The organism is Paenibacillus sp. 01T424 (assembly GCF_056398745.1).
The window spans coordinates 113,972-134,024 of sequence record NZ_JBFTPZ010000005.1 but is presented as its reverse complement, the minus strand read 5'-3'; the positions used below and the strand labels follow the sequence as shown (position 1 = coordinate 134,024).

The window sequence follows — 20,053 nt, the reverse complement described above, 5'->3', positions numbered from 1 at the left end:
ATTTCATTTAAATCATGCATACATATTATTGGTCTATTGATGTGAAATGGGATAAAGCTCCATCTCCATGCATAATTGGGCGCTTCGAGGGTAATTATACCAAATGAAATATTGTCCGGAAAATGGAGGTGAATAACAGTGGAAGTATCCTTTTCTAGACTTCAAATCATTTTTTTATTGTTGTTATCGCTCGGAATATCGAATCATGTACTAATCATTCCACATCTGTTAAAAGCAGCGGGACGCGATGCCTGGATTAGTATTCTGCTTGCTTATGTTGGATTGATTGTTTGGAGCCTGATCTTATATTGGATTTTAAAATCGATGAGTACTTTATCATTTCAAAGCTGGATTGAAGGCCGAATCGGAAAAATCGGTTTTAATGTCATTGGCGGTGGATTCGCTCTATATTTACTGGTAGCCGGCATGATGATTGTTTTTGATACAACAAAAAACGTCAATATTTATTTCCTCCCGAGAACACCGAGTGCTATCGTTATCCTCAGCTTTATTTTCTTGGCTTACTGCGCTGCTAGAGGGGGACTCAAAACCATCGTATATATGTCTACCGTATTATTGCCTGTCGTTTGGATATTGGGAATCGGCGTAGCTATTATGACAAAGAACAGCAAAGATTACGGCATGCTGCAACCCATTTTGACAGAAGGAATAGGTCCAGATCTGAGAGGAATAGTGGTCGTTTTTGGCGGGAGCATAGACCTCATGGTGCTGCTTCTATTACAGCATAAATTGAAGAAACCTTTAAATTATAGCACCGTTTTTGTGCTGCTTACCTTATTAGTGGGATTGATCATGGGACCTACTATAGGATCTTTAGCTTCCTTTGGGCCGATCCAGGCTGAAAATTTTCGGTTTCCCGCTTTTGAGCAGTGGAGGCTGGTGATGATCGGAAGACATATTTCGCATGTAGACTTTTTTGCAGCTTTTCAATTAATGGCCGGAAGTATCGTGAGAACGGCCCTTATCATCTATTTTTTAGCTCAACTTATGGGACGTGGTTCTGAGAAATATTCAAAAACGATTATGATTTGCATAACAGTTGTCATTTCTATACCTTCGTTATTAATGATTAGTGATATTAGCATGCAGGCGTTCATTCAGCGCTACTTCTATACCTATTCACTGTGGTTTGGAGTAGCCATAACGGCGATACTCTTTATGATCACCTATATGCCACATCGAAGAGAGGAAGCCCAATGAATCAGCTGCTTGAAGAATCAAAGCTTTTTGTTGATCTGGAAACTAGCCTGCATAGTGGAAGCCTAAGGAAGAGCCAATTGATAGATGTATTCTCCAATTACTCAGATGTACAATTTCCCCCATTGCCGCAACTGGAGATGCAGGATAAGCTGACGGCATTTTATTGTGAAGGAATGGTTGATAAAACGGAGTTGAACATCTATTTCACCCGCATGTGCCAGTATATAAACGCCATGTTATGCGGTACGGATGAAGTACAGGCTCAAGTGGACGAATTACCCTTATTCGCAATAAAAACGACAGCTGAAGATATGGTGTCTCATTTATTTTGCGGCAGCTTGATTATATATTGTGAAGGAGCAGTGGACTTTTGGGTTGTTCACATTTCTAAGATTCCACAGCGGTCGTTGCAGGAATCGAATACAGAAATTTCAATTAAGGGGCCAAAAGACGCATTCACGGAAGATTTGTTTACGAATATCTCACTCATTCGGAAACGGATGCAAACGGGTTTGCTGTTCAGTGAGCAGTTCGTCATTGGAAACATTAGCAAAACCGAAGTATCTTTGCTTTATCTTAGTCATAAAGCGAACCCGGTAATGATAGCCGAAGCACGTAAACGATTGAGTAACATTGATTTGGAAAGTGTGGTAAGCAGTGGGCAGTTGGAGCAATGGTTATCGGATCGAACCTTCTCGCTGTTTCCATTAATTGATTATATTGGTCGTCCTGATTTTGTTATCGAAACACTTCTGCGGGGGAGATTTATCATTGTTGTAGACGGATCACCAATGGTACTGATCGGACCGAGCAACTTTTTTGAGTTATTAAAATCACCTGAGGATGTCCACTTCCCCTATTTTTATGTCATGTTTCAAAGAGCCCTTCGCATTATAGGGCTCATACTAAGTATTTTTTTACCTGGCTTCTGGATTGCCATTGCGACCGTAAATCTGGATCAAATCCCTTTCTCCTTATTATCAACAGTAGTCATATCTCGTGAAGGTGTTCCTATGCCATCTTTCCTTGAAGCATTGCTGCTGTTATTTCAATTTGAATTGCTTAGAGAAGCAGGCGTTCGGCTGCCTAAAGCTGTTGGACAAACCATCGGTATTGTCGGCGGTTTAATTATTGGAGACTCGTTAATAAAGGCTGGGCTTGCTTCACCCACATTGCTTGTTGTTATTGCAATTTCGGTGGTAGCTACATTTAGTTTGGTCAATCAGTCGCTGTCAGGAACAGTGAGCCTGCTCAGACTTTTTATTTTGTTAATTTCCTCTATGCTTGGCATTTACGGTTTCTTCCTGTGCATGTTTCTGATTCTGATCTATTTATGCAGGCTCGATTCGTTTGGGCTTTCCTATCTAGAGCCGATATCCTCATTGCGAATGAAAGACTGGTTATCTGCGTTGCTTGCTGATCCGTTCAGAAGGTCACGTTTCTCTTCGGCGATGTTAAACAAAAGGAAAAGGTGAGAGAAATGATGCGTAATTTACGATTGACTTTTGTTCTGATAGTCCTCTCGTTATGTATCTCAGGCTGTGCTTCAGATGTTAAGGATATTGAGAAATTGAATTATGCATCGGCAATTGGCGTGGACTACAAGGATGGAAAATATCACGGTTATATCCAGTTTGTTGATTTTCAATCGATCGCTAAATCGACTGAAGGAAAGAAGCAAACAGCGAAAATTTGGGTGGGCGAGGGGGTAGGAAGCTCTTTTGAAGAGTCCTTCTTTGCTCTATATCAAACCGCACAAGAACGAATTTATTGGGGGCATTTGACTTCTGTTATCGTGAGTGAAGCGGCTTTCAAAAGAGGATTTGGAGAAATCTACGATAGTATTGTTCGATATTATGAATTTCGTTTAACGCCTTGGGTATTCGGGACAAGAGAATCGGTAAAGGATATTCTCAGCACAGGTGGTTTTCTAGGACAGTCTCCGCTGAGCACCATTCTCCATGAACCGGAAGGAATTTATGCTCAAAGCTCTACTATAAAACCGATTAAGCTCCACCGATTAATCGGAGAGATATATGAACCTGGCTATACTTCTTGTATTCCAGTACTAGCTGTAAACAACAAGCAATGGAAGGAAAAAAACAAAAACGAGCCCAAACTGATGATTGATGGGGCTATATTTCTCAAAAACGAAGCTTATCAAAGCTACATCCCATTAAAAAAACTGTCTGGACTGCGCTGGATGCAACAGGGGACAATTCGTGCAGGTGTATCTGTACCTAAAAATACGCAGGAAACCGTTCAAATTGTTGTAGAAAATCCTAAAACCAAGTTGAAGCTTGTAAGTGCGGAAGGAAAACCTAAATATAATATTGAGATAAAAGCGAAAGCTTATATCGTAAGCCAGACCAAGAACAGCTTTCTTGGGATGAAGCAATTAACTGACGAGACGAAAAAAACAATCGATCAAGAAATTGTTGAGTTATACCGTACAGGAAAAGAGACGAAGACAGATGTCTTAAATCTTGAACATGATTTATATCGACACCATTACCGTCAGTGGAAAGCTAGCTCTCCGGCTGGGGAACTGCTGTTAAAAGAAAATCCAATTAATGAAGTCAAAATTGACTTGAATATTGTACATTCGAGTTCTGAAAAATATTCCGTTTCAAACCATAAAGACCCTTCGAAATAATACAAAGCGATGCTGTGTTCATTTCAAATAACCAAACTGCCGTGAAATTTCTTTAGCCGTTTTTAAGACTTTATTCGTATAGGAGATAATTCGATTTTCATCCATACGATGTATGGAGCTAATTAAAGTAAGTGCGGAAATAACCTGACCGTTCGAGTCTCGAATTGGAGATGAAATGGAAACTAAGTTTTCGTTGAATTCCCCAATTACGACGCAATAATCCTGTTTCCGAATTCGTTTCAGTTCCTCTTTCAACAGGGAGGGGTCAGTAATTGTTTTTGAAGTAAACTTGCTAAGAGGTTGGTTCAACATTTTGTTCATTTCAAGCTCATTTTGAAAGGCTAAAAGCATTTTTCCGGAACTCGTGCAATGAAGCGGATTTCTCCCTCCCACAAAAGAACCAATGTCTTTTTTACTTAAACCCTCTCTTTGATAAATATAAGCTACTTCATTTTCCTCCAATACAGCTATTCGGAGTGCTTCGGAGGTTTCTTGCGCGAGACGCTCAATGAAGGGGCTTGCTGCTTCAGCTAAGTCCTCAAAGGACATAACCATAACATGATATAACGATACGATGCGTTGGCCAAGTCTGTATTTATGAGAAACTGGATCTTGAAAAACAAAACCTTCGCTCAGCAAGGTAGACAGCAGGCGGCTGGTTGTGCTTTTACCTAGACCTAATTCTTTGGCCAGCTCCGTTAGTCTTTTATCAGGCGTTTGCACAGTAAACAATTTTAATAAACGTAGTGCGTTTTTAACAGAAGAGAGCGTCTGCGGATTTGTATTCGGCACGAGTTGAAACCCCATTCTCCGATTTATATTTTAATTTTATAATTCCGTATACAGGAACAATTGCATTGTTTGCGTCGACTTTGCTTATTATTATACATACATAAGAGCTCTTATCCAATCACGTTTTTTGAAGGAGGAGTAGTTGACGAGTGGAACAATTTTGATTTTGAAATCAGACTCAATCATGATTTGATAACGCTTACAAATTTGCGTGTGGAACGAACGTTTGAATGAACTGCTTGATAAAATTAAACAGACCATAGCGTGAGTCTGCACTATGAGGGAATGAACAAAGCTGAGCAGTAAAATGGAATATGAAAGCGCTATATATTTAAATGTTTTCGTATGTGTAAACAAGAAAAGGGAGCTGAAAAAATCATGGTTATGGATGAAGAGTACAAAAAATTAGTTTCTTTGATGGAACAACGAGTTGAGGTCAATAAGCATAAAGGGCTTGATATTGTCATTAAAAAAATTCCGGATTCCGATGTAGAAGGGGATCTGGACCCAAGGGTGATGAATGTTACTTTGGATATGCTGAAGGCGATGGCTTCCGGACCCCAGATGGATTTTGGTTCACTCGCTGCGGATAACATCGGTCAACTCAGAGCTATGATGGGATGGCCAAACGTAGATGTTACCGTTACCGAAATTGAAACCGAACATAAAACGATTGATGGCAAACACGGTCCGATTCCGATCCGTATCTATTCGCCGCAAAAGAGCGGGCCTATGCCTGCAATTGTGTTTTTCCATGGTGGAGGGTTTATTGGAGGTTCTGTAGATAGTGTTGAAAACCCGTGCAAGTGTTTGGCAGAAAAAGCAGGGGCTGTTGTGGTGAACGTTGACTACCGCTTAGCGCCGGAGAATCCTTATCCTGCCGGACTTACCGATTGTTTTGATGCGGTCAAATGGGTATATGAGCATGCAGCTGAAATCAATGTCAACCCGGAACAAATTGGAGTGGCAGGCGACAGTGCAGGCGGGAATTTGTCAGCCGTGTGCTCTCTAATGGATAGGGATTTAGGAACCGGTATGATTAAATATCAGGCGTTGCTCTACCCTACGGTTAGCATGAGCGGCGTTGCTACCGATGATTTTGAATGGAATTTGGAAGAGTATACCGTTAACCACAACCACGAACTTATTCAGGGAATCATACGAGCATTAGGCAGTTCTACGGGGCTTGAGAACATTTATTTGGATGGAAATACTAAAGTAACCGATCCTTATGTATCACCGTTGTTAGCAGACGATTTGTGCGGTTTGCCAGCAACCCTTATTATTGAAGCGGAATATGATTATCTGAGATTGGAAGGCGAGGCTTATGCCAGAAAATTAATCAGATCAGGTGTCAAGACGAAGATGATCAGATACAACGGTGTAGACCATGCTTTTATGGACAAAATAGGGCTATATCCGCAAGCGGAAGATTGTATGAACGAAATCGCAAAAGGATTAAAAGAATTGTTTGCTTAACAAATGATGCCCGTAACCTTATGTAGAGGCTGTTTCAAAAGTAGAACTAATTACTTTTGTAGCAGCTTTTTTTGTTTTGTGAACAGATGTTTATGCACTATAGATGACTCTTTCGAGTCATTTGGTTAAAAGTATACGTTGTTAGAATAAGAGAAGTACTTTTAGGAGAGTAGGTGAACCATTGCGAAAAATAATTATAGCAGCGGGGTTATTGTGTTTCATTCTAGTTTGCTTAGCAGCTTGCTCTGCTTCGGCTCCAGTGACAAACGACCCTGCAGCCATTGAGGTGGACTTGAGGACAGATCCTGACAAGCCAGTATCAGGCTCGCCGATAGAACTTATGGCAGATTTCACGGGAGCTGAGCTTACCGAATCCTCAGGGATGACATTTGAAGTCCGCGTGAAAGAGGAGCCTGTGTTTTTTGAGGCAAAAAAGGAAGGACAAAATGTATTTAGCGGCACGTACACATTTCCAGAGCCGGGTACATACGAGGTCTACATGCATCTGTATACCGACGATATCCATGTGACGAAAAAGAAGCAGGTAGAGGTGCAATGAGAGCAGCTGTACAGAAATTAATGTTTGGTTTAATTGTGGCAATGCTGCCTATTTTGATTGGGGCAAGCAGTGTAAAGGCTGAAGCAACGGTGAAATCGTTGCAGATGTTGATTAATGAGGCCCAGGCAGGCGATACTCTGCTTCTTTCTTCAGGAACATATGAAGGGCCCATAATTATTGATAAACCGTTACAACTGGCAGCAGAGTCTGGCGCAGAGGTTACGATTAAAAATACATCAGAAAAATCAGCCATACAAATAAAGGCTAATAACGTTTCGATCACTGGAATTAACATTTTGGATGAGACGATTAAGACAGACCCTACTATTTTAGTGCAAGCGAATGGCGTTTTACTGGATGGTTTGCAAATACACACTGGCTCCTTTGGTATCAAGATGAGGAAAGCAAATAACGGTGAAGTTCGAAACACAAGAATTGATTGGGTTGGCGTAGCTCAGAATCGTCCATTGAAACTATCTGACAAAGGAAATGGAATAGATCTGTATGAGTCGAATGGGAATAACTTCAATGGGAATACGATTTCTTCTATGCACGATGGTATTTATATGGAGAACAGCGATGATAATGTAATCGAAAATAATCATTTTGAGCTGCTGCGCTATGGTGTGCATTGCATGTATACAAAAGGGACGGTCATTCGCAATAATTACGGCAATCTGAACATTACTGGAGCAATGATTATGGCTGTTCGCGATGTCGAGGTTTCTGGAAACCGATTCAATAAACAAAGTGAAAGTGTTAATTCCCAAGGCATTTTATTGTTTGACGCACATGATACATCAATCATAGGCAATCATGTCGAGGGAAACCGCGTCGGGCTTTATGTAGAACAATCCACGCAAAACAAAATAGAAGACAATGCTGTAATCGGTAATTTTATTGGGATACAGCTGCTTGATGCTAAAGATAATGTGATTACTAAAAACCAGTTTGTAGGTAATGTGGCAAGCGCAGAAGCAAAAAATAGTATTGGCAATGCGCTAGACGGTAACTACTGGGATTCCTTCCAAGGCATTGATACGGATGGCGATGGCAGAAGCGAAATAGCCTATGCATTAAATCCTTTTTTTCAAAGTCTTGTTAAAGCGAAGCCCGGTTTTCAATTGTTTTTTCAGTCGCCAGGAATGATCTTTCTCGAAGATCTCTATCAGTCGGATAGACAGCTCTGGTCAACAGACTTTTCTCCGTTGATGCGGCCAACTGGGGAACTGAAATCTATATTACCGACACAAACGCTTCTGCATTCTGCGGTAGTTGGCGCTGGACTTTTGATTTTGGCGTTTTTTATCATTTATATGGGGGTAAGAAAAAGATGAAAACGGGACGATTAGGTGCAACAATTTTTTTACTTGTTATTTTGATGCTGGCAAGCGCTTGTGGAGCCACGGAATACAAGCCGCAAGCAATTAACGAAGAAACGGATAAATGCGTCATCTGCAATATGGCGGTAAAGGATGATCCTTACGCAACCCAAATCATCACGACGGATGGTCAGTCTTTAAAATTTGATGACATCGGATGCATGAATAAGTGGAAAGTTGAGAACGGAACCGAAACATTAGGTGCAGAGTTTGTTAGAGATCATAATAGCGGAGATTGGGTTAAATATGAGAAAGCTTATTATGCTTACGATGCTGAGTATATTACCCCGATGGCTTATGGAGTTATTGCCTTTGAGGATAAAGCGTCTGCGCAAGCTTACATCGATGAGCAAGGTAAGGGACAGCTGCTGAGCTCGGATGAGCTTGCTCATCATAAATGGGAAGTTAACCGAGAAATGATGGATATGGAAGAGATGGAGAAGCACAATGAAAGCATGCATTCCGATGGAAGCAAAGATGAGATGGACATGGGCCATGAGACGGAAGGTAACCCGTCGTGATTCAGACGCTTTATATTTCAATAAGGGAATTGAAGTTAGGGTTTCGCAATCCGTGGGCCTATTCTTTTATGGGTCTTTTTGCATTATTTATGCTCTGCCTGCTCTTAATTAACGCGCAAGGTTATGTTCAGGGCTATTCTGGCATTACCGGAACAACGCTTAATCTAGTCTTATATTTATTGCCATTGATGTCCTTGCTGCTCGGCTCGTTTTCTTTGACCGCAGAGAAGGAGGACGGAAGCTGGGAGTTATTATCGACTTATCCTATCAGCACCTGGTCATTTATGCTCGGAAAATACTTAGGGCTTGCAGTTGTGCTGCTAGTTATCGTGTTTGTAGGTTTTGGCGCTGCGGGTCTTCTTGGTTTAGCCGCTGGATCAGGCTTTGGATTGCAGACATATGTGCAGCTGCTATCCTTTTCCGCCAGCATTGCTTTGTTTTTTCTTGCCATTGCTCTGCTCATAGGTACACTCGCGAAAAATCGCTGGCAAGCTTTAACGATTGGTGTAGCCATTTGGTTTTTTGCTATTATCGGCTGGCCGCCATTGCTTATTTCCGTCCTTGGCTTCATGCCATATCCCGTTATCAAGCCAGCAGTTACTGTACTCACTTTTGTTAATCCTGCAGAGCTTTCCAGGCTTTTTACAGTAGTGAAGCTTGGCGGGGGAGCCATATTAGGTCCGGAATATTATGAATGGATCAAATGGATCAAGCAGCCTGCGGGGAGTATAGGTTTCGCTTTTACAGCTGTTCTATGGATAGGATGCGTGATCACAGCTGCACAGTTCATTTGGGAGAGGAGGCGATCACGTGCCTGATCCTATTGTGAAGCTTGAAGGCGTCAAGAAATCAATAAAGAAACAAGTCGTCATTAATGCGCTTGATTTGAACGTGGAACGAGGTCAAATTTTGGCTTTGTGCGGAGGAAATGGCGCAGGCAAAAGTACGATTTTAAGAATGATCGCAGGTATTTCACAGCCTGACAGCGGTATTATTGCTGTTCAAGGTTTGCGCTGGAAAGATGATCGCAAGCGTTACGCTGAGCTTATAGGTTACATGCCGGATGATTTTCGGTTTGGTACTGGATTAACAGCTTATGAAACACTTGCGTTTTGGGCATCGCTGCGAGGGGTACCAAAACTAAGAGTACAGGAAGTACTGGAGGAGGTAGGCCTTGCGGATACTGGGAAAAAATCAGTATCCTCCTTCTCGAAAGGAATGCGACAACGTGTATTGTTTGCACAGGCTTTATTGGCCAAGCCGCCCATTGTATTGATGGATGAGCCTACTAATGGTCTCGATCCATACTGGATTGAAACCTTCGTACGTATGGTGAAAGAAATCGCAGCGAATGGCCAGACTGTTATTTTTTCAACACATCAACTTCATGTGGCAGAGGCGCTTGCTAACCGAATTGCTCTGTTAAGAGGCGGTCATATTGAGCTTGAAGGTTCTTCTGTACAGATTCGGGAGCAATTAGGCGCGAGAGGACTTCAGGATGCATTCGCAGAGTGGTTTGGATTAACGGGCAGCCTTAACGGATTTTAATTATTCCCTAATACACAAAACAAATCCCCCGACCTGTTTAGGCGGGGGATTTGTTGCATTTCTTCTTTAATGATGATGTCCGCTCTCCACAGGTGCAGGTTCACCAGAATGTTGTGCGCTCTCCAGCATTGCTAGCTTTTCAATCGCATCCTTGCCAATCGCAAAGCGCTTGGCCGGCATAACCTGATCGTTTGCAAAATGAATGCGAGATTGGACAACATAAAGGCCTTCCTTGGCAATTGGATGCGTGACACTATATACGCCAGGCGACAATTGTTCTGCTTGTATGGTCACGGCGGAAGACTGGTCGTCTTCCTGCCAGATGATGAATTGTGCTTGATCTGCGTTTATCATCGGCTTACCGCTCTTAAGGACTTCTACGGAGAAATGGTTTGGTTTTTCAATTTCGAGGTTCTCAGGCAAAAGAAGATTAACAGTTAGATGAGGCGGTAGACCGCTCTCGTCAACTTCAGCAGATTTGGCAGTGCAGCTACATAACAATACGACAAGAAGAAGCGGCAATGCCGACTTATACAAACGGCGGATGGTTACATTCATAAGTACATTCTCCTTAAGCTTAGACCGAGAACCAGTGCCGTAGCGACTTTATTCTGCGGAGGATGAATAAATCGAGGATAAGAACTACAAGAATCGATAAGCCAACTAAGGGCATTAAAGCGCCGCATGCCAACATGATGATCAGTACGCCAATCGTTATTTTTCTGCTCTTTGGTTTGGCTGGAGCGCCAAGTTTGCCTTCAGGCTTACGCTTGCGCCACATTACATAAGAGCTTATGGCTACCAGGATAAGTCCCATGCAGGCAATTAATCCAAGCAGCTGATTGGCTAAGCCAAATAGGGTGCCTTCATGAAAAGCGATGCCATATGAAATCGCTTTGGCCATAATACCATAATCTGCAAAGCGTACATCTGTCAGTACTGCTCCGCTATATTGATCGATGTGAAGCGTTGCATCCTTACCCGGTGTGGGATGCGATGTGGATACAGTAAAAACACCGCTTTCTCCTATAGGGATTGTAATCGTGTAGGGTTTCAGAACATGACGCTGATCAGCAATAGCTTCCATTTCATTTATGCTTAAAGGTACATAACCCCCTAGTACAGAAGCAGGAACGGGTAAACTTTCTGCTGCCCAAGGCAAATCCTCGGCAATATCTTTGGCGACAGTAACGGATTCAGGTTTTGCGCCAAAGATGGACGCGAAGGGAGGCGTATTCGTGTTCGTTGAATTAGCCAGCTTATCGATTTGTCCCCCCATAATCCCAGACCATGGCAGTCCTCCAGCTATAATGACTAACAAAACGAGGGATATCCAGAAGGCAGGAACCGCATGCAAATCTCTCCAGAAAATACGGCTTCCGGGTTTACTGAGCCTTGGAAGAATAGTTCCCCATATGGCAGCTTTATTGCGTGGCCACCAAAGGAATAAACCGGTCAATAACATGATGATCGCCCAGCATGCTGCAAGTTCTACAAGCCAGTTGGCAAAGGTACCGCCTATAACGAGCTCGCTGTGCATTTTTTTGAAAAAAGCGGAAAATGTTTTGTCGCTGTTCATCATGCCAAGTACATTGCCAGTGTAAGGATCCACGTACATCGTTGTGGAGGTTCCATTCCGGCTTACCGCCATTTTGTAGCTTGATTTAGGATCATCGTCGAGCGTAATAGACGATACTATAGTGCCTGGATAAGCTTTTGTTGTTTTTTCAATAATTCCCTCAGGCGGCATCTTGGTTGTTCCAACTTCACGAACAGTAAGCATATCTTTGTACAAATATCCCTCGATTTGCGGTTTGAATAAATAGACGGAGCCGCTGAATGCTAAAACGATCAAGAAGGGTGCAAAAATAATGCCTGCGTAAAAATGCCATCTCCAAACAGACTGATAAATGGCTTGGCGTATTCCTGTTGATGCGCGTTTTTTCATCCCGGGTTCAGATGTGTTTAATTTTTCTACTGGCATATTGCTCATAAAACGTTACCCCGTTCCTGTAATAATAAAATCTCATTTATTATAACGTCATGAAGGATAACATCGGATGACTCGATAGAGCTATCATTTCAAATCTAAAAAAGGTGTAAATATCACAATAGTATACTTTTAGATACCCTGTTCCTCGAAAGTACGTACTTCCATTACCTATTTAAAAGAGTAATAATAGGGTCATAACAAAAAGTAATTAACTTAAATTAGATAAGAGAGAGGTTGATATATAGTGGAAAAATATCGTATTGATCAAAGCAAAGGAATAGAGTTTGGGCTTTACTCTCTAGGGGATCATTTGCCCAACCCGCATACGGGTGAGCGGATCTCAGCACAGCAGCGCATTAAAGAAATCATTGAAGCGGCCAAATTATCTGAACAAGCAGGTCTTGATGTGTTCAGCGTTGGTGAAAGTCATCAGGAATACTTTGTATCCCAAGCCCATGCCGTTATTCTTAGCGCTATCGCTCAGGCAACAGATAAAATTAAAATATCAAGCTCAGCATCGATTATAAGCACTTCCGATCCCGTTCGTGTTTATGAAGACTTTGCGACGATCGATTTGATATCGAGTGGAAGAGCAGAAATCGTGGCTGGCAGGGCATCACGAATCGGATTGTTTCAATTGCTTGGGTATGATCTTCGTGATTATGAAGAGCTGTATGAAGAGAAATTCGAGCTGCTAAATGTAATCAATAATCAGGAGACGGTTACATGGAATGGACAATTTCGTGCTCCTCTAAACGATGCAAAAATATTGCCACGGCCGTTAAACGGCTCTTTACCGATATGGCGTGCAGTAGGCGGATCGCCAGCTAGTGCGATAAAAGCTGGAATGGCAGGGGTGCCAATGATGCTGGCGACATTAGCGGGTCCGTCATCAAGCTTCAAATTATCTGTTGACGCCTACCGAAGAGCTGCTGAACAAAGTGGTTTTGACCCAGCAGCGCTGCCAGTTGCAACCACTAGCTTGTTTTATGTAGCGGAAACCTCACAGCAAGCGATGAAGGAAGCTTACCCTCATGTTAACAAAGGTATGGAATTTTCTAACGGACGCGGTTTTCCGAAGCAGCATTTTGCTCAAGGTGCCGATACCCGCAATGCTTTGATGGTTGGAAGTCCTCAAGAAATTATTGAAAAAATACTATATCAATATGAGCTGTTTGGTCACCAGCGTTTTCTCGCTCAAATTGAATTTGGCGGCGTATCATTTGAAAAAATCATGGAGATGATTGAAACCATTGGCACTGTTATTTTACCCGCAATAAAAAAATATACAGCAGCGAAATAATAGGAGGGATTCATTATGAAAATCGTTGGCTTGTCGGGATCAATCGTGGGCTCAAAAACAAGAACAGCAATAAATTACACCTTGGAATCGGTCAAAAAGCAATACCCTGATGCGGAAGTGACGTTAATTGATTTGGCCGATTATACGATTCAATTCAGCGATGGTCGCAATTATTTGGAATATGAAGGTGATACGGGCTACGTTACGAAAACCATTATGGATGCAGATGCCATTATTATTGGGACACCCGTCTTTCAAGCTTCCATTCCAGCTACTTTAAAAAATATTTTTGATTTGCTGCCCGTTAATGCTTTTCGCGATAAAATTGTGAGTATGCTTGTTACAGCTGGGTCATCCAAGCACTATTTAATTGCAGAACAACAATTGAAGCCTATTTTAGCTTATATGAAAGCTCAGATCGTGCAAACCTATGTGTTTATTGAAGAGAAGGACTTTCAGAGGAAAGAAATTGTGAATGACGATGTTATTTTTCGAATTGAGCGTTTGGTGGAGGATACCGTTGTATTGACCGACACATTTACCAAGATTCGTGAACAGAAAGAAGAAAAGTACGATTTTTAAGACAGCTGCTTGAAAACGTTGCAGTCCCGCTGTGCCATAGAGTAAAAAGATGAACTGCAGAGTTCATCTTTTTTTACTTAAAGGCTAGTTTGATTCTTTTTTTGCATTTTATACAAGGTGTGCTTGGTGCCCCATTCGTGCATAATATCGAGAACAGGTTCTATGCTCTTGCCGTATTCCGTTATGGAATATTCTACTTTTGGCGGTACTTGAGCATATACTTTTCGAGAGATGATGTCCTCTTCTTCGAGCTCACGCAGCTGTTGGGTTAACATTTTCTGCGTTATTCCTGGTAGATTTCGTTTCAACTCACTGAATCTGTTGGTGCCCGAATGCATAAGATGCAACAAAATGAGGGGCTTCCATTTGCCTACTAAAATACTGAGGGCATCATCTACATTACATAACTCGGGCTGCTTGTCCATTTCGATTCGTTCCACCTTACAGTATTTTTTGTATTATATAGTACATGTAAGCATGTACTTACTATGATTGATTTCATTATTCATATTAGCATCATAAAGTGTGATTAGAAAGCGATCATTGAAGTGTGCGCTTTTGCAGCCAAAATCCTCCATACGAATGGAGGTTATTTTGCGTTTATAATTAAGTGCATCTAGTTTCCAAACCGCAGTGTAGATGATATTATCCTTATGGTTGTACAATATAATCAGGACTTTCATTATCATCTCATTTGTATGGTCTGAATACGCTGCAAGTGTTCACTTTTACTATTGGAGGCTTTATTTGTGAAAAAAAATGTTGACTCGGAGTGGGCAGAATCCCACTTTCCATTATATACGGCTGAGAGTATTGATTCGATTTATAGTACAACGAATCGCCCAATGTATGAAATAAACGAGAGCTTAACGGTGCTGATTGCAATTGTTAGCGGCAAAGGCAGCCTTCGGATCAAGGATCAGCTCTACGAGTTGATGGAAGGCAGCGTTATCCTCGTTCCAGCGAACACAGAGGCAGTACTGAGTGCAAATATGATGCATCCTCTTCATATGTACAAGCTTGCTATAAATACCCGAGAGCAGGTGAATTCTCAGTCATCAGGCACAATGATGAGAAAGAGTGAGGCAGCATCAAATTCTAGTGTACATTTTTTTCCTAATGAACCTGCGATTACAGCATCTGTGGAGGAGCTATATATTCACCGATTGCCAGGAAATGAAATCCGCCATGTACAAAATCAAATTGTGTTTCATCAAATTATTCTCCAATTGCTGGAGGGGCAAGAGGCTAAGTTTGCTTCAAGCGAAAAACCATCTATGGAACGCAGCATTGCTTACTTAGAGAGCCACTTTAGTGAAAAGATAACGCGTGAGCAATTAGCAGAAATTGCAGGTGTAAGTCGGTCCCACTACTCCATTCTCTTTAAGCAGTTAACCGGGTTCTCGCCTAGTGACTACTTATCGCGCCTTCGTGTGCATCGTGCCAAGGAGCTATTGATTAGCGGTTCGGGCACGCTCAGGGAAATTGCCCTGAAGGTCGGCTACAAGGATGAATTTTATCTCAGCCGGCGTTTTAAACAGGAAACAGGGGCAGCACCTTCGGCGTACAACCGAGGCACTTTCCAGAGAGTGGCTGTATTGCTGACACCCTATGCGAGTCATCTGCTTTTACTTGGTTTGGAGCCGGCGGTAATCATCTCGGACAGCAGTGAATATGTGAATACGTCCGGACTTCAATCGCCTCAAACCATGATGTTTATAAACGCTGACTGTTCGGCAGAACAAGTGAAATCGTTATTGCTCGAAAACAACATTGAGCTGATTATTGCGGCAAATCAGCATTTGGATGAGTATGGACTCAATGTAGAACAATTACGGGCAGTCGCGCCTATTGTGGAAATATCGTGGATGGAATTAGGCTGGAAAGAGCATCTTCGTCTTATCGCTCAAGTTATACAGAGAAGAGATAAAGCAGAGCAGTGGCTAACAGAGTATCAGAGAGAGGAACAGCACGCGCGTTCCTTGGTGCAGCAAAGCAGAGCCGCGCAAGAAATTGTAACGATTCTCGTCATTAAGCCTGAACATTTGCTCGTTTATGGAGCGCGCAATGTCGGATGTGTGGTTTATCAATCGCTCGGATTACAGCCTCCTGCACGGATCAAGGAGGATATGGACAAGCTTGGCGATAAATTTCATTCCATTCCGATTAAGATATCGGAGCTTGTACAATATGCTGGGGATCGAATATTAGTTATCGTTTTTCCTGATGCGAAAGGATCAACTGCTCATTCTGATGTAATATTCAAATCTAATTATTGGAGTCAGCTTCCTGCCGTACAGCAAGGTAACGTACATCTGCTCAGCCATGATGAATGGATTCCATACAATCCCGTTTCAATTCGTTTGCAGCTTCAACGCGCTGTATCTTTATTCACAAGCAACTAATAGTCCAAGTTAATTTCCCAACAAAAAGGCATGGATCAGAGCATAATGCATCCCTATAATAACGTTATGGTAATGAAAATGATAATTATTTTCAATGCCCAAACATGATAGCAAAAGAAAAGGGAGAGAGTCATCTTATGAAAAAGCTTTTTGTTCCGTTCGTTCTATCTTTAGTTCTTATTCTGAGCGCTTGCGGCGGCAATCAAAACAATAATGCAAGCAGCACGCCTGAAGTATCATCCACGGATGCACCGAAAGATGAGGCGTCACCATCAACAACCTCAGATTCGGGCACCTTTACTTATCAATCAGAAAATGGCCCTGTGGAAGTTCCGACCAATCCACAACGCGTCATTGTAATTACAAGGTTCTTAACAGGTAACGTTATGGCGTTAGGTGTGCCGCTTGTCGGCGTGGATGAAATGTCCAAGGATAACCCAAACTTTAAAGAAAAGCTAGCGAATACAGAAGCAGTTACAGATGAAAGTCTTGAGAAAATCATCGAGCTGAATCCAGATCTTATTATTGGACTATCCGATATTAAAAACATTGACAAGCTCAAGCAAATCGCTCCTACAGTTACTTATACTTACGGCAAAGTAGATTTCTTAACGCAACAGATTGAAATTGGCAAGCTGTTGAATAAAGAGCAGGAAGCTAAAAACTGGGTCGATGATTTTAACGCGCGTACGAAAAAAGTTGGCGAAGAAATCAAAGCAAAAATCGGTGCGGATGCGACGGTTTCGGTTATCGAGACATTCAATAAGCAGCTTTATGTTTATGGTGACAATTTCGGCCGCGGAACTGAAATCCTCTATCAACAATTCGGGCTAGGCATGCCTGAGAAAGTTAAAGAAGCGACGAAAGCAGAAGGATTTTTCGCAGTTTCAACGGAAGTTCTGAAGGACTACAGTGGGGATTATGTCATTTTCAGCAAAAACGCAGATGAAGACAATACGTTCCAAGACACTGAGACGTACAAAAATATTGCTGCTGTCAAAAACCAACACGTTTTTGAAGCGGATGCCAAAGCGTTCTACTTTAATGACCCGCTTAGCATGGAATATCAATTAGAATTTTTCATTCAAAATTTTCTAGGAAAATAAAATAAAGAAGAGAGTCCAATGAAAAGTAAACGACAATCTGTTTTAATTTCATATAAGCTCATAGGCTGCTTACTCATGCTTGTTCTGAGCTTCTTTCTATCCATGAAATTCGGAGCAGCGGATACGACATTTCGAGAGCTGTGGCTGGCTATCACGACCAACGTGAAGGACGATAATATTCTCGTCCTTCGCGAGATCCGGCTGCCTCGTGCGATAGCAGCGATATTGATCGGTGCTGCTTTCGCTGTATCCGGCGCTATTATGCAAGGGGTCACGCGCAATCCACTTGCAGATCCAGGCTTGCTAGGTCTCACTTCCGGCGCTAACATGGCGCTCGCGCTGGCTTTTGTATTCATACCGGGGCTGAACTATTTCGGCATCATGCTTGCTTGTTTCCTCGGAGCTGCTCTTGGAGCAGCGCTGGTCATGGCTCTTGGCGCGACTCGGCGAGGAAAATTGTCTCCGATGCGAATTATACTTGCTGGAGCAGCCGTTTCAGCTTTTTTGTACGCGATCTCAGATGGCGTCAGCATCTTTTTCAAAATTTCCAAGGATGTAACGATGTGGACTGCTGGAGGATTGATCGGAACAACCTGGTGGCAGCTTCAAGCCATTGCGCCGGTCATTCTTATTGGCATTGCGGCAGCTTTGATTCTCTCGAACCAAGTAGGCATACTGAGTCTGAGTGATGAGGTAGCGATGGGGCTTGGACAAAAGCTGATGATGATCAAAGCGATTTTGTTCGTTCTAGTTATTGTACTTACTGGCGCTTCGGTTGCGCTTGTTGGCAATATGGCCTTTGTAGGTTTGATGATTCCGCATATCGTGCGTAGGTTCGTAGGTACCGATTATCGGCATGTCATGACCTTCTCTGCTTTTGCAGGAGCAATCTTCATGCTGCTTGCTGATATGCTGAGCCGGACGATTAACGCACCTTATGAGACGCCTGTAGCAGCTATAGTTGCTATGCTGGGTTTGCCTTTCTTCTTATTTGTCGTGCGTAGAGGAGGGAAAGCATTCTCATGACATTGTCAGCTCTCATTCGCAAACAACGCTTGATTCTGCTAGCCAGTTTTGTACTGATTGTTGTTACGGCTGTCATCAGCATGGGAGTAGGGTACTCAAAACTGTCGTTTGACAGACTGCTTCCTGTACTGCTTGGCCATGGCACCTTCAAAGAGGATTTTGTCCTGTTTTCCGTACGTTTGCCGCGGATCTTGATCACCTTGCTGTCGGGTATGGCTCTTGCATTGGCTGGTTCAATATTGCAAAGCGTCACTCGCAACGATCTCGCAGATCCTGGAATAATCGGCATCAATTCTGGAGCAGGCGTGGCTATCGCGATATTTTTTCTCTACTTCCCGATCGATGTAGGAACATTCGTTTATATTTTGCCGTTAGTCGCTTTCCTTGGCGCATTGCTCACAGCGGCTCTAATCTATTTTTTCTCGTACAGCCGAACACGCGGGCTTGATCCCATTCGACTGGTACTCGTCGGTGTCGGTTTCTCAATGGCGCTGTCGGGAATAATGATCGTCATTATTTCCTCAGCAGAACGCTCGAAGGTCGATTTTATCGCAAAATGGATTGCAGGTAATATATGGGGGGCGGATTGGCCGTTCATCTGGGCTTTGCTTCCATGGCTGTGCTTACTCATTCCGTTCACCTTGTATAAGTCACATCGGCTCAATCTTCTTTCATTGAACGAAGAAACAGCGGTTGGTGTCGGTCTAAAGCTTGAACGGGAACGTCTCGTGTTGATTCTAACCGCGGTTGCCGCATCTGCGTCAGCGGTATCGGTTACAGGAGGAATTGCCTTTGTTGGATTGATGGCACCGCATATTGCGAAAGCATTGGTTGGTCCACGCAATCAGCTGTTCATTCCTGTCGCTGTTTTGCTCGGCGGATTACTGCTGTTAGTGGCGGACACAATTGGCCGCAATATCGTCGATCCTGACGGTATACCTGCCGGTATCATGGTTTCATTGATCGGCGGACCGTATTTTGTTTATTTACTGCTCAAAAAATAACAGTTTTCTAGCTTCATGAAAAGATTATTTGAAGAGAGCATTGCACCATTTTGGGCAAAAAACAGCATCTCGAGGACTTGTGTTAAACGGAGCACAGTTACTCAAATGTGTAATTTTTTCTACTTTTCAAAAATTGTTGTTTACGTTAGAACAGATTTTTGATAATATAATCGCAACATTCAAATGCGATGAAGAGATGAGTAAATAAATGAATTCTTTCACAGAGAGCTCCGTTAGCTGAAAAGGAGTAAGAGTTCCTTATTGAACAAAGACTTAGAGCAGCACATCGGAACCGGGTTACGGGGATGGTGTGACAGGAGCTCCTGTTACAGAGCTAGAGTATAAGCATGCGCTTGCATAGCCGTACTTGAAGAGGTTAATATGGCGACATATTGACGAATCTGGGGTGGTACCACGAGCATATTAATCTCGTCCCTAAGACTTACCATAGTCTTGGGGGTGGGATTTTTTTTATT

19 protein-coding genes and 1 other annotated feature are annotated in these 20,053 nt (G+C 42.6%); of the genes, 15 read left to right on the top strand and 4 right to left on the bottom strand.

The genetic code is table 11. From position 1 onward, the window contains the following. Window positions 1–138 precede the first annotated feature (138 nt). The 3 genes from AC1DPK_RS06265 to AC1DPK_RS06255 are packed head-to-tail and all read left to right on the top strand — an operon-like array spanning window position 139 to window position 3,877. Window positions 139–1,221 (top strand): endospore germination permease, encoded by a 1,083-nt coding sequence (locus AC1DPK_RS06265; protein WP_441875118.1) that lies wholly within the window; start codon window positions 139–141, stop codon window positions 1,219–1,221. Further along, window positions 1,218–2,696, top strand: a complete 1,479-nt coding sequence (locus tag AC1DPK_RS06260; protein ID WP_477509680.1) for a spore germination protein — start codon at window positions 1,218–1,220, stop codon at window positions 2,694–2,696. Before AC1DPK_RS06265 ends, AC1DPK_RS06260 begins: the two co-directional genes overlap by 4 nt. Before the next feature lie 5 nt (window positions 2,697–2,701). After that, on the top strand, window positions 2,702–3,877 hold the full coding sequence (locus tag AC1DPK_RS06255; RefSeq protein WP_477509824.1) for a Ger(x)C family spore germination protein: 1,176 nt from the start codon (window positions 2,702–2,704) through the stop codon (window positions 3,875–3,877). An 18-nt stretch (window positions 3,878–3,895) separates the two neighbouring features. Here the strand turns inward: AC1DPK_RS06255 and AC1DPK_RS06250 are convergent, their stop codons facing one another. Further along, the gene (locus tag AC1DPK_RS06250; protein WP_477509679.1) at window positions 3,896–4,669 is read right to left on the bottom strand and encodes an IclR family transcriptional regulator; all 774 of its coding nucleotides are present in this window, start codon (window positions 4,667–4,669) and stop codon (window positions 3,896–3,898) included. Window positions 4,670–5,053: 384 nt separating this feature from the next. Between AC1DPK_RS06250 and AC1DPK_RS06245 the strand changes: the two genes are divergently transcribed. From AC1DPK_RS06245 to AC1DPK_RS06220, 6 genes are all read left to right on the top strand, one after another. After that, a complete protein-coding gene (locus AC1DPK_RS06245) occupies window positions 5,054–6,148 on the top strand; it encodes an alpha/beta hydrolase (RefSeq protein ID WP_477509823.1) in 1,095 nt (364 codons plus the stop codon). A 181-nt stretch (window positions 6,149–6,329) separates the two neighbouring features. Then, window positions 6,330–6,707 (top strand): hypothetical protein, encoded by a 378-nt coding sequence (locus AC1DPK_RS06240; RefSeq protein WP_477509678.1) that lies wholly within the window; start codon window positions 6,330–6,332, stop codon window positions 6,705–6,707. Next, window positions 6,704–8,044, top strand: coding sequence for a right-handed parallel beta-helix repeat-containing protein (locus tag AC1DPK_RS06235; protein WP_477509677.1), 1,341 nt, complete (start codon window positions 6,704–6,706; stop codon window positions 8,042–8,044). Before AC1DPK_RS06240 ends, AC1DPK_RS06235 begins: the two co-directional genes overlap by 4 nt. After that, window positions 8,041–8,610 (top strand): nitrous oxide reductase accessory protein NosL, encoded by a 570-nt coding sequence (locus AC1DPK_RS06230; RefSeq protein ID WP_477509676.1) that lies wholly within the window; start codon window positions 8,041–8,043, stop codon window positions 8,608–8,610. The genes AC1DPK_RS06235 and AC1DPK_RS06230 overlap by 4 nt, the downstream gene beginning before the upstream one ends. Next, window positions 8,607–9,428 carry an ABC transporter permease gene (locus AC1DPK_RS06225; RefSeq protein ID WP_477509675.1) on the top strand — a complete coding sequence of 274 codons (822 nt, stop codon included), beginning with the start codon at window positions 8,607–8,609 and terminating at the stop codon, window positions 9,426–9,428. The genes AC1DPK_RS06230 and AC1DPK_RS06225 overlap by 4 nt, the downstream gene beginning before the upstream one ends. After that, a complete protein-coding gene (locus AC1DPK_RS06220; protein ID WP_477509674.1) occupies window positions 9,421–10,158 on the top strand; it encodes an ABC transporter ATP-binding protein in 738 nt (245 codons plus the stop codon). Before AC1DPK_RS06225 ends, AC1DPK_RS06220 begins: the two co-directional genes overlap by 8 nt. 66 nt (window positions 10,159–10,224) lie before the next feature. On the opposite strand, the gene AC1DPK_RS06215 is transcribed toward AC1DPK_RS06220, so the two are convergent. Together AC1DPK_RS06215 and AC1DPK_RS06210 are read right to left on the bottom strand one after the other, a co-directional pair. Further along, complete coding sequence (locus AC1DPK_RS06215) at window positions 10,225–10,716, bottom strand: FixH family protein (RefSeq protein ID WP_475442597.1); 492 nt, start codon at window positions 10,714–10,716, stop codon at window positions 10,225–10,227. A gap of 19 nt (window positions 10,717–10,735) precedes the next feature. Beyond that, a complete protein-coding gene (locus AC1DPK_RS06210; RefSeq protein WP_477509673.1) occupies window positions 10,736–12,151 on the bottom strand; it encodes a PepSY-associated TM helix domain-containing protein in 1,416 nt (471 codons plus the stop codon). A 244-nt stretch (window positions 12,152–12,395) separates the two neighbouring features. On the opposite strand from AC1DPK_RS06210, the gene AC1DPK_RS06205 reads away from it, so the two are divergent. Further along, window positions 12,396–13,454: an LLM class flavin-dependent oxidoreductase gene (locus AC1DPK_RS06205; protein WP_441875148.1), complete on the top strand. Its 1,059-nt coding sequence runs from the start codon at window positions 12,396–12,398 to the stop codon at window positions 13,452–13,454. A gap of 15 nt (window positions 13,455–13,469) precedes the next feature. Further along, on the top strand, window positions 13,470–14,036 hold the full coding sequence (locus AC1DPK_RS06200; RefSeq protein ID WP_477509672.1) for an NADPH-dependent FMN reductase: 567 nt from the start codon (window positions 13,470–13,472) through the stop codon (window positions 14,034–14,036). Window positions 14,037–14,113: 77 nt separating this feature from the next. Here AC1DPK_RS06200 and AC1DPK_RS06195 read toward each other — a convergent pair whose 3' ends face one another. Next, window positions 14,114–14,461, bottom strand: a complete 348-nt coding sequence (locus tag AC1DPK_RS06195; protein WP_076265647.1) for a winged helix-turn-helix transcriptional regulator — start codon at window positions 14,459–14,461, stop codon at window positions 14,114–14,116. A 324-nt stretch (window positions 14,462–14,785) separates the two neighbouring features. On the opposite strand from AC1DPK_RS06195, the gene AC1DPK_RS06190 reads away from it, so the two are divergent. The 4 genes from AC1DPK_RS06190 to AC1DPK_RS06175 all read left to right on the top strand — a co-directional run bounded on the left by AC1DPK_RS06190 (window position 14,786) and on the right by AC1DPK_RS06175 (window position 19,577). Further along, complete coding sequence (locus AC1DPK_RS06190) at window positions 14,786–16,441, top strand: helix-turn-helix domain-containing protein (protein ID WP_477509671.1); 1,656 nt, start codon at window positions 14,786–14,788, stop codon at window positions 16,439–16,441. A gap of 137 nt (window positions 16,442–16,578) precedes the next feature. Then, a complete protein-coding gene (locus tag AC1DPK_RS06185) occupies window positions 16,579–17,547 on the top strand; it encodes an ABC transporter substrate-binding protein (protein ID WP_477509670.1) in 969 nt (322 codons plus the stop codon). Window positions 17,548–17,565: 18 nt separating this feature from the next. Beyond that, window positions 17,566–18,573 carry a FecCD family ABC transporter permease gene (locus AC1DPK_RS06180; protein ID WP_477509669.1) on the top strand — a complete coding sequence of 336 codons (1,008 nt, stop codon included), beginning with the start codon at window positions 17,566–17,568 and terminating at the stop codon, window positions 18,571–18,573. Next, window positions 18,570–19,577, top strand: coding sequence for a FecCD family ABC transporter permease (locus AC1DPK_RS06175; protein WP_477509668.1), 1,008 nt, complete (start codon window positions 18,570–18,572; stop codon window positions 19,575–19,577). The genes AC1DPK_RS06180 and AC1DPK_RS06175 overlap by 4 nt, the downstream gene beginning before the upstream one ends. A 179-nt stretch (window positions 19,578–19,756) precedes the next feature. Beyond that, window positions 19,757–20,017: a binding site (T-box leader), on the top strand. Window positions 20,018–20,053: the final 36 nt, after the last annotated feature.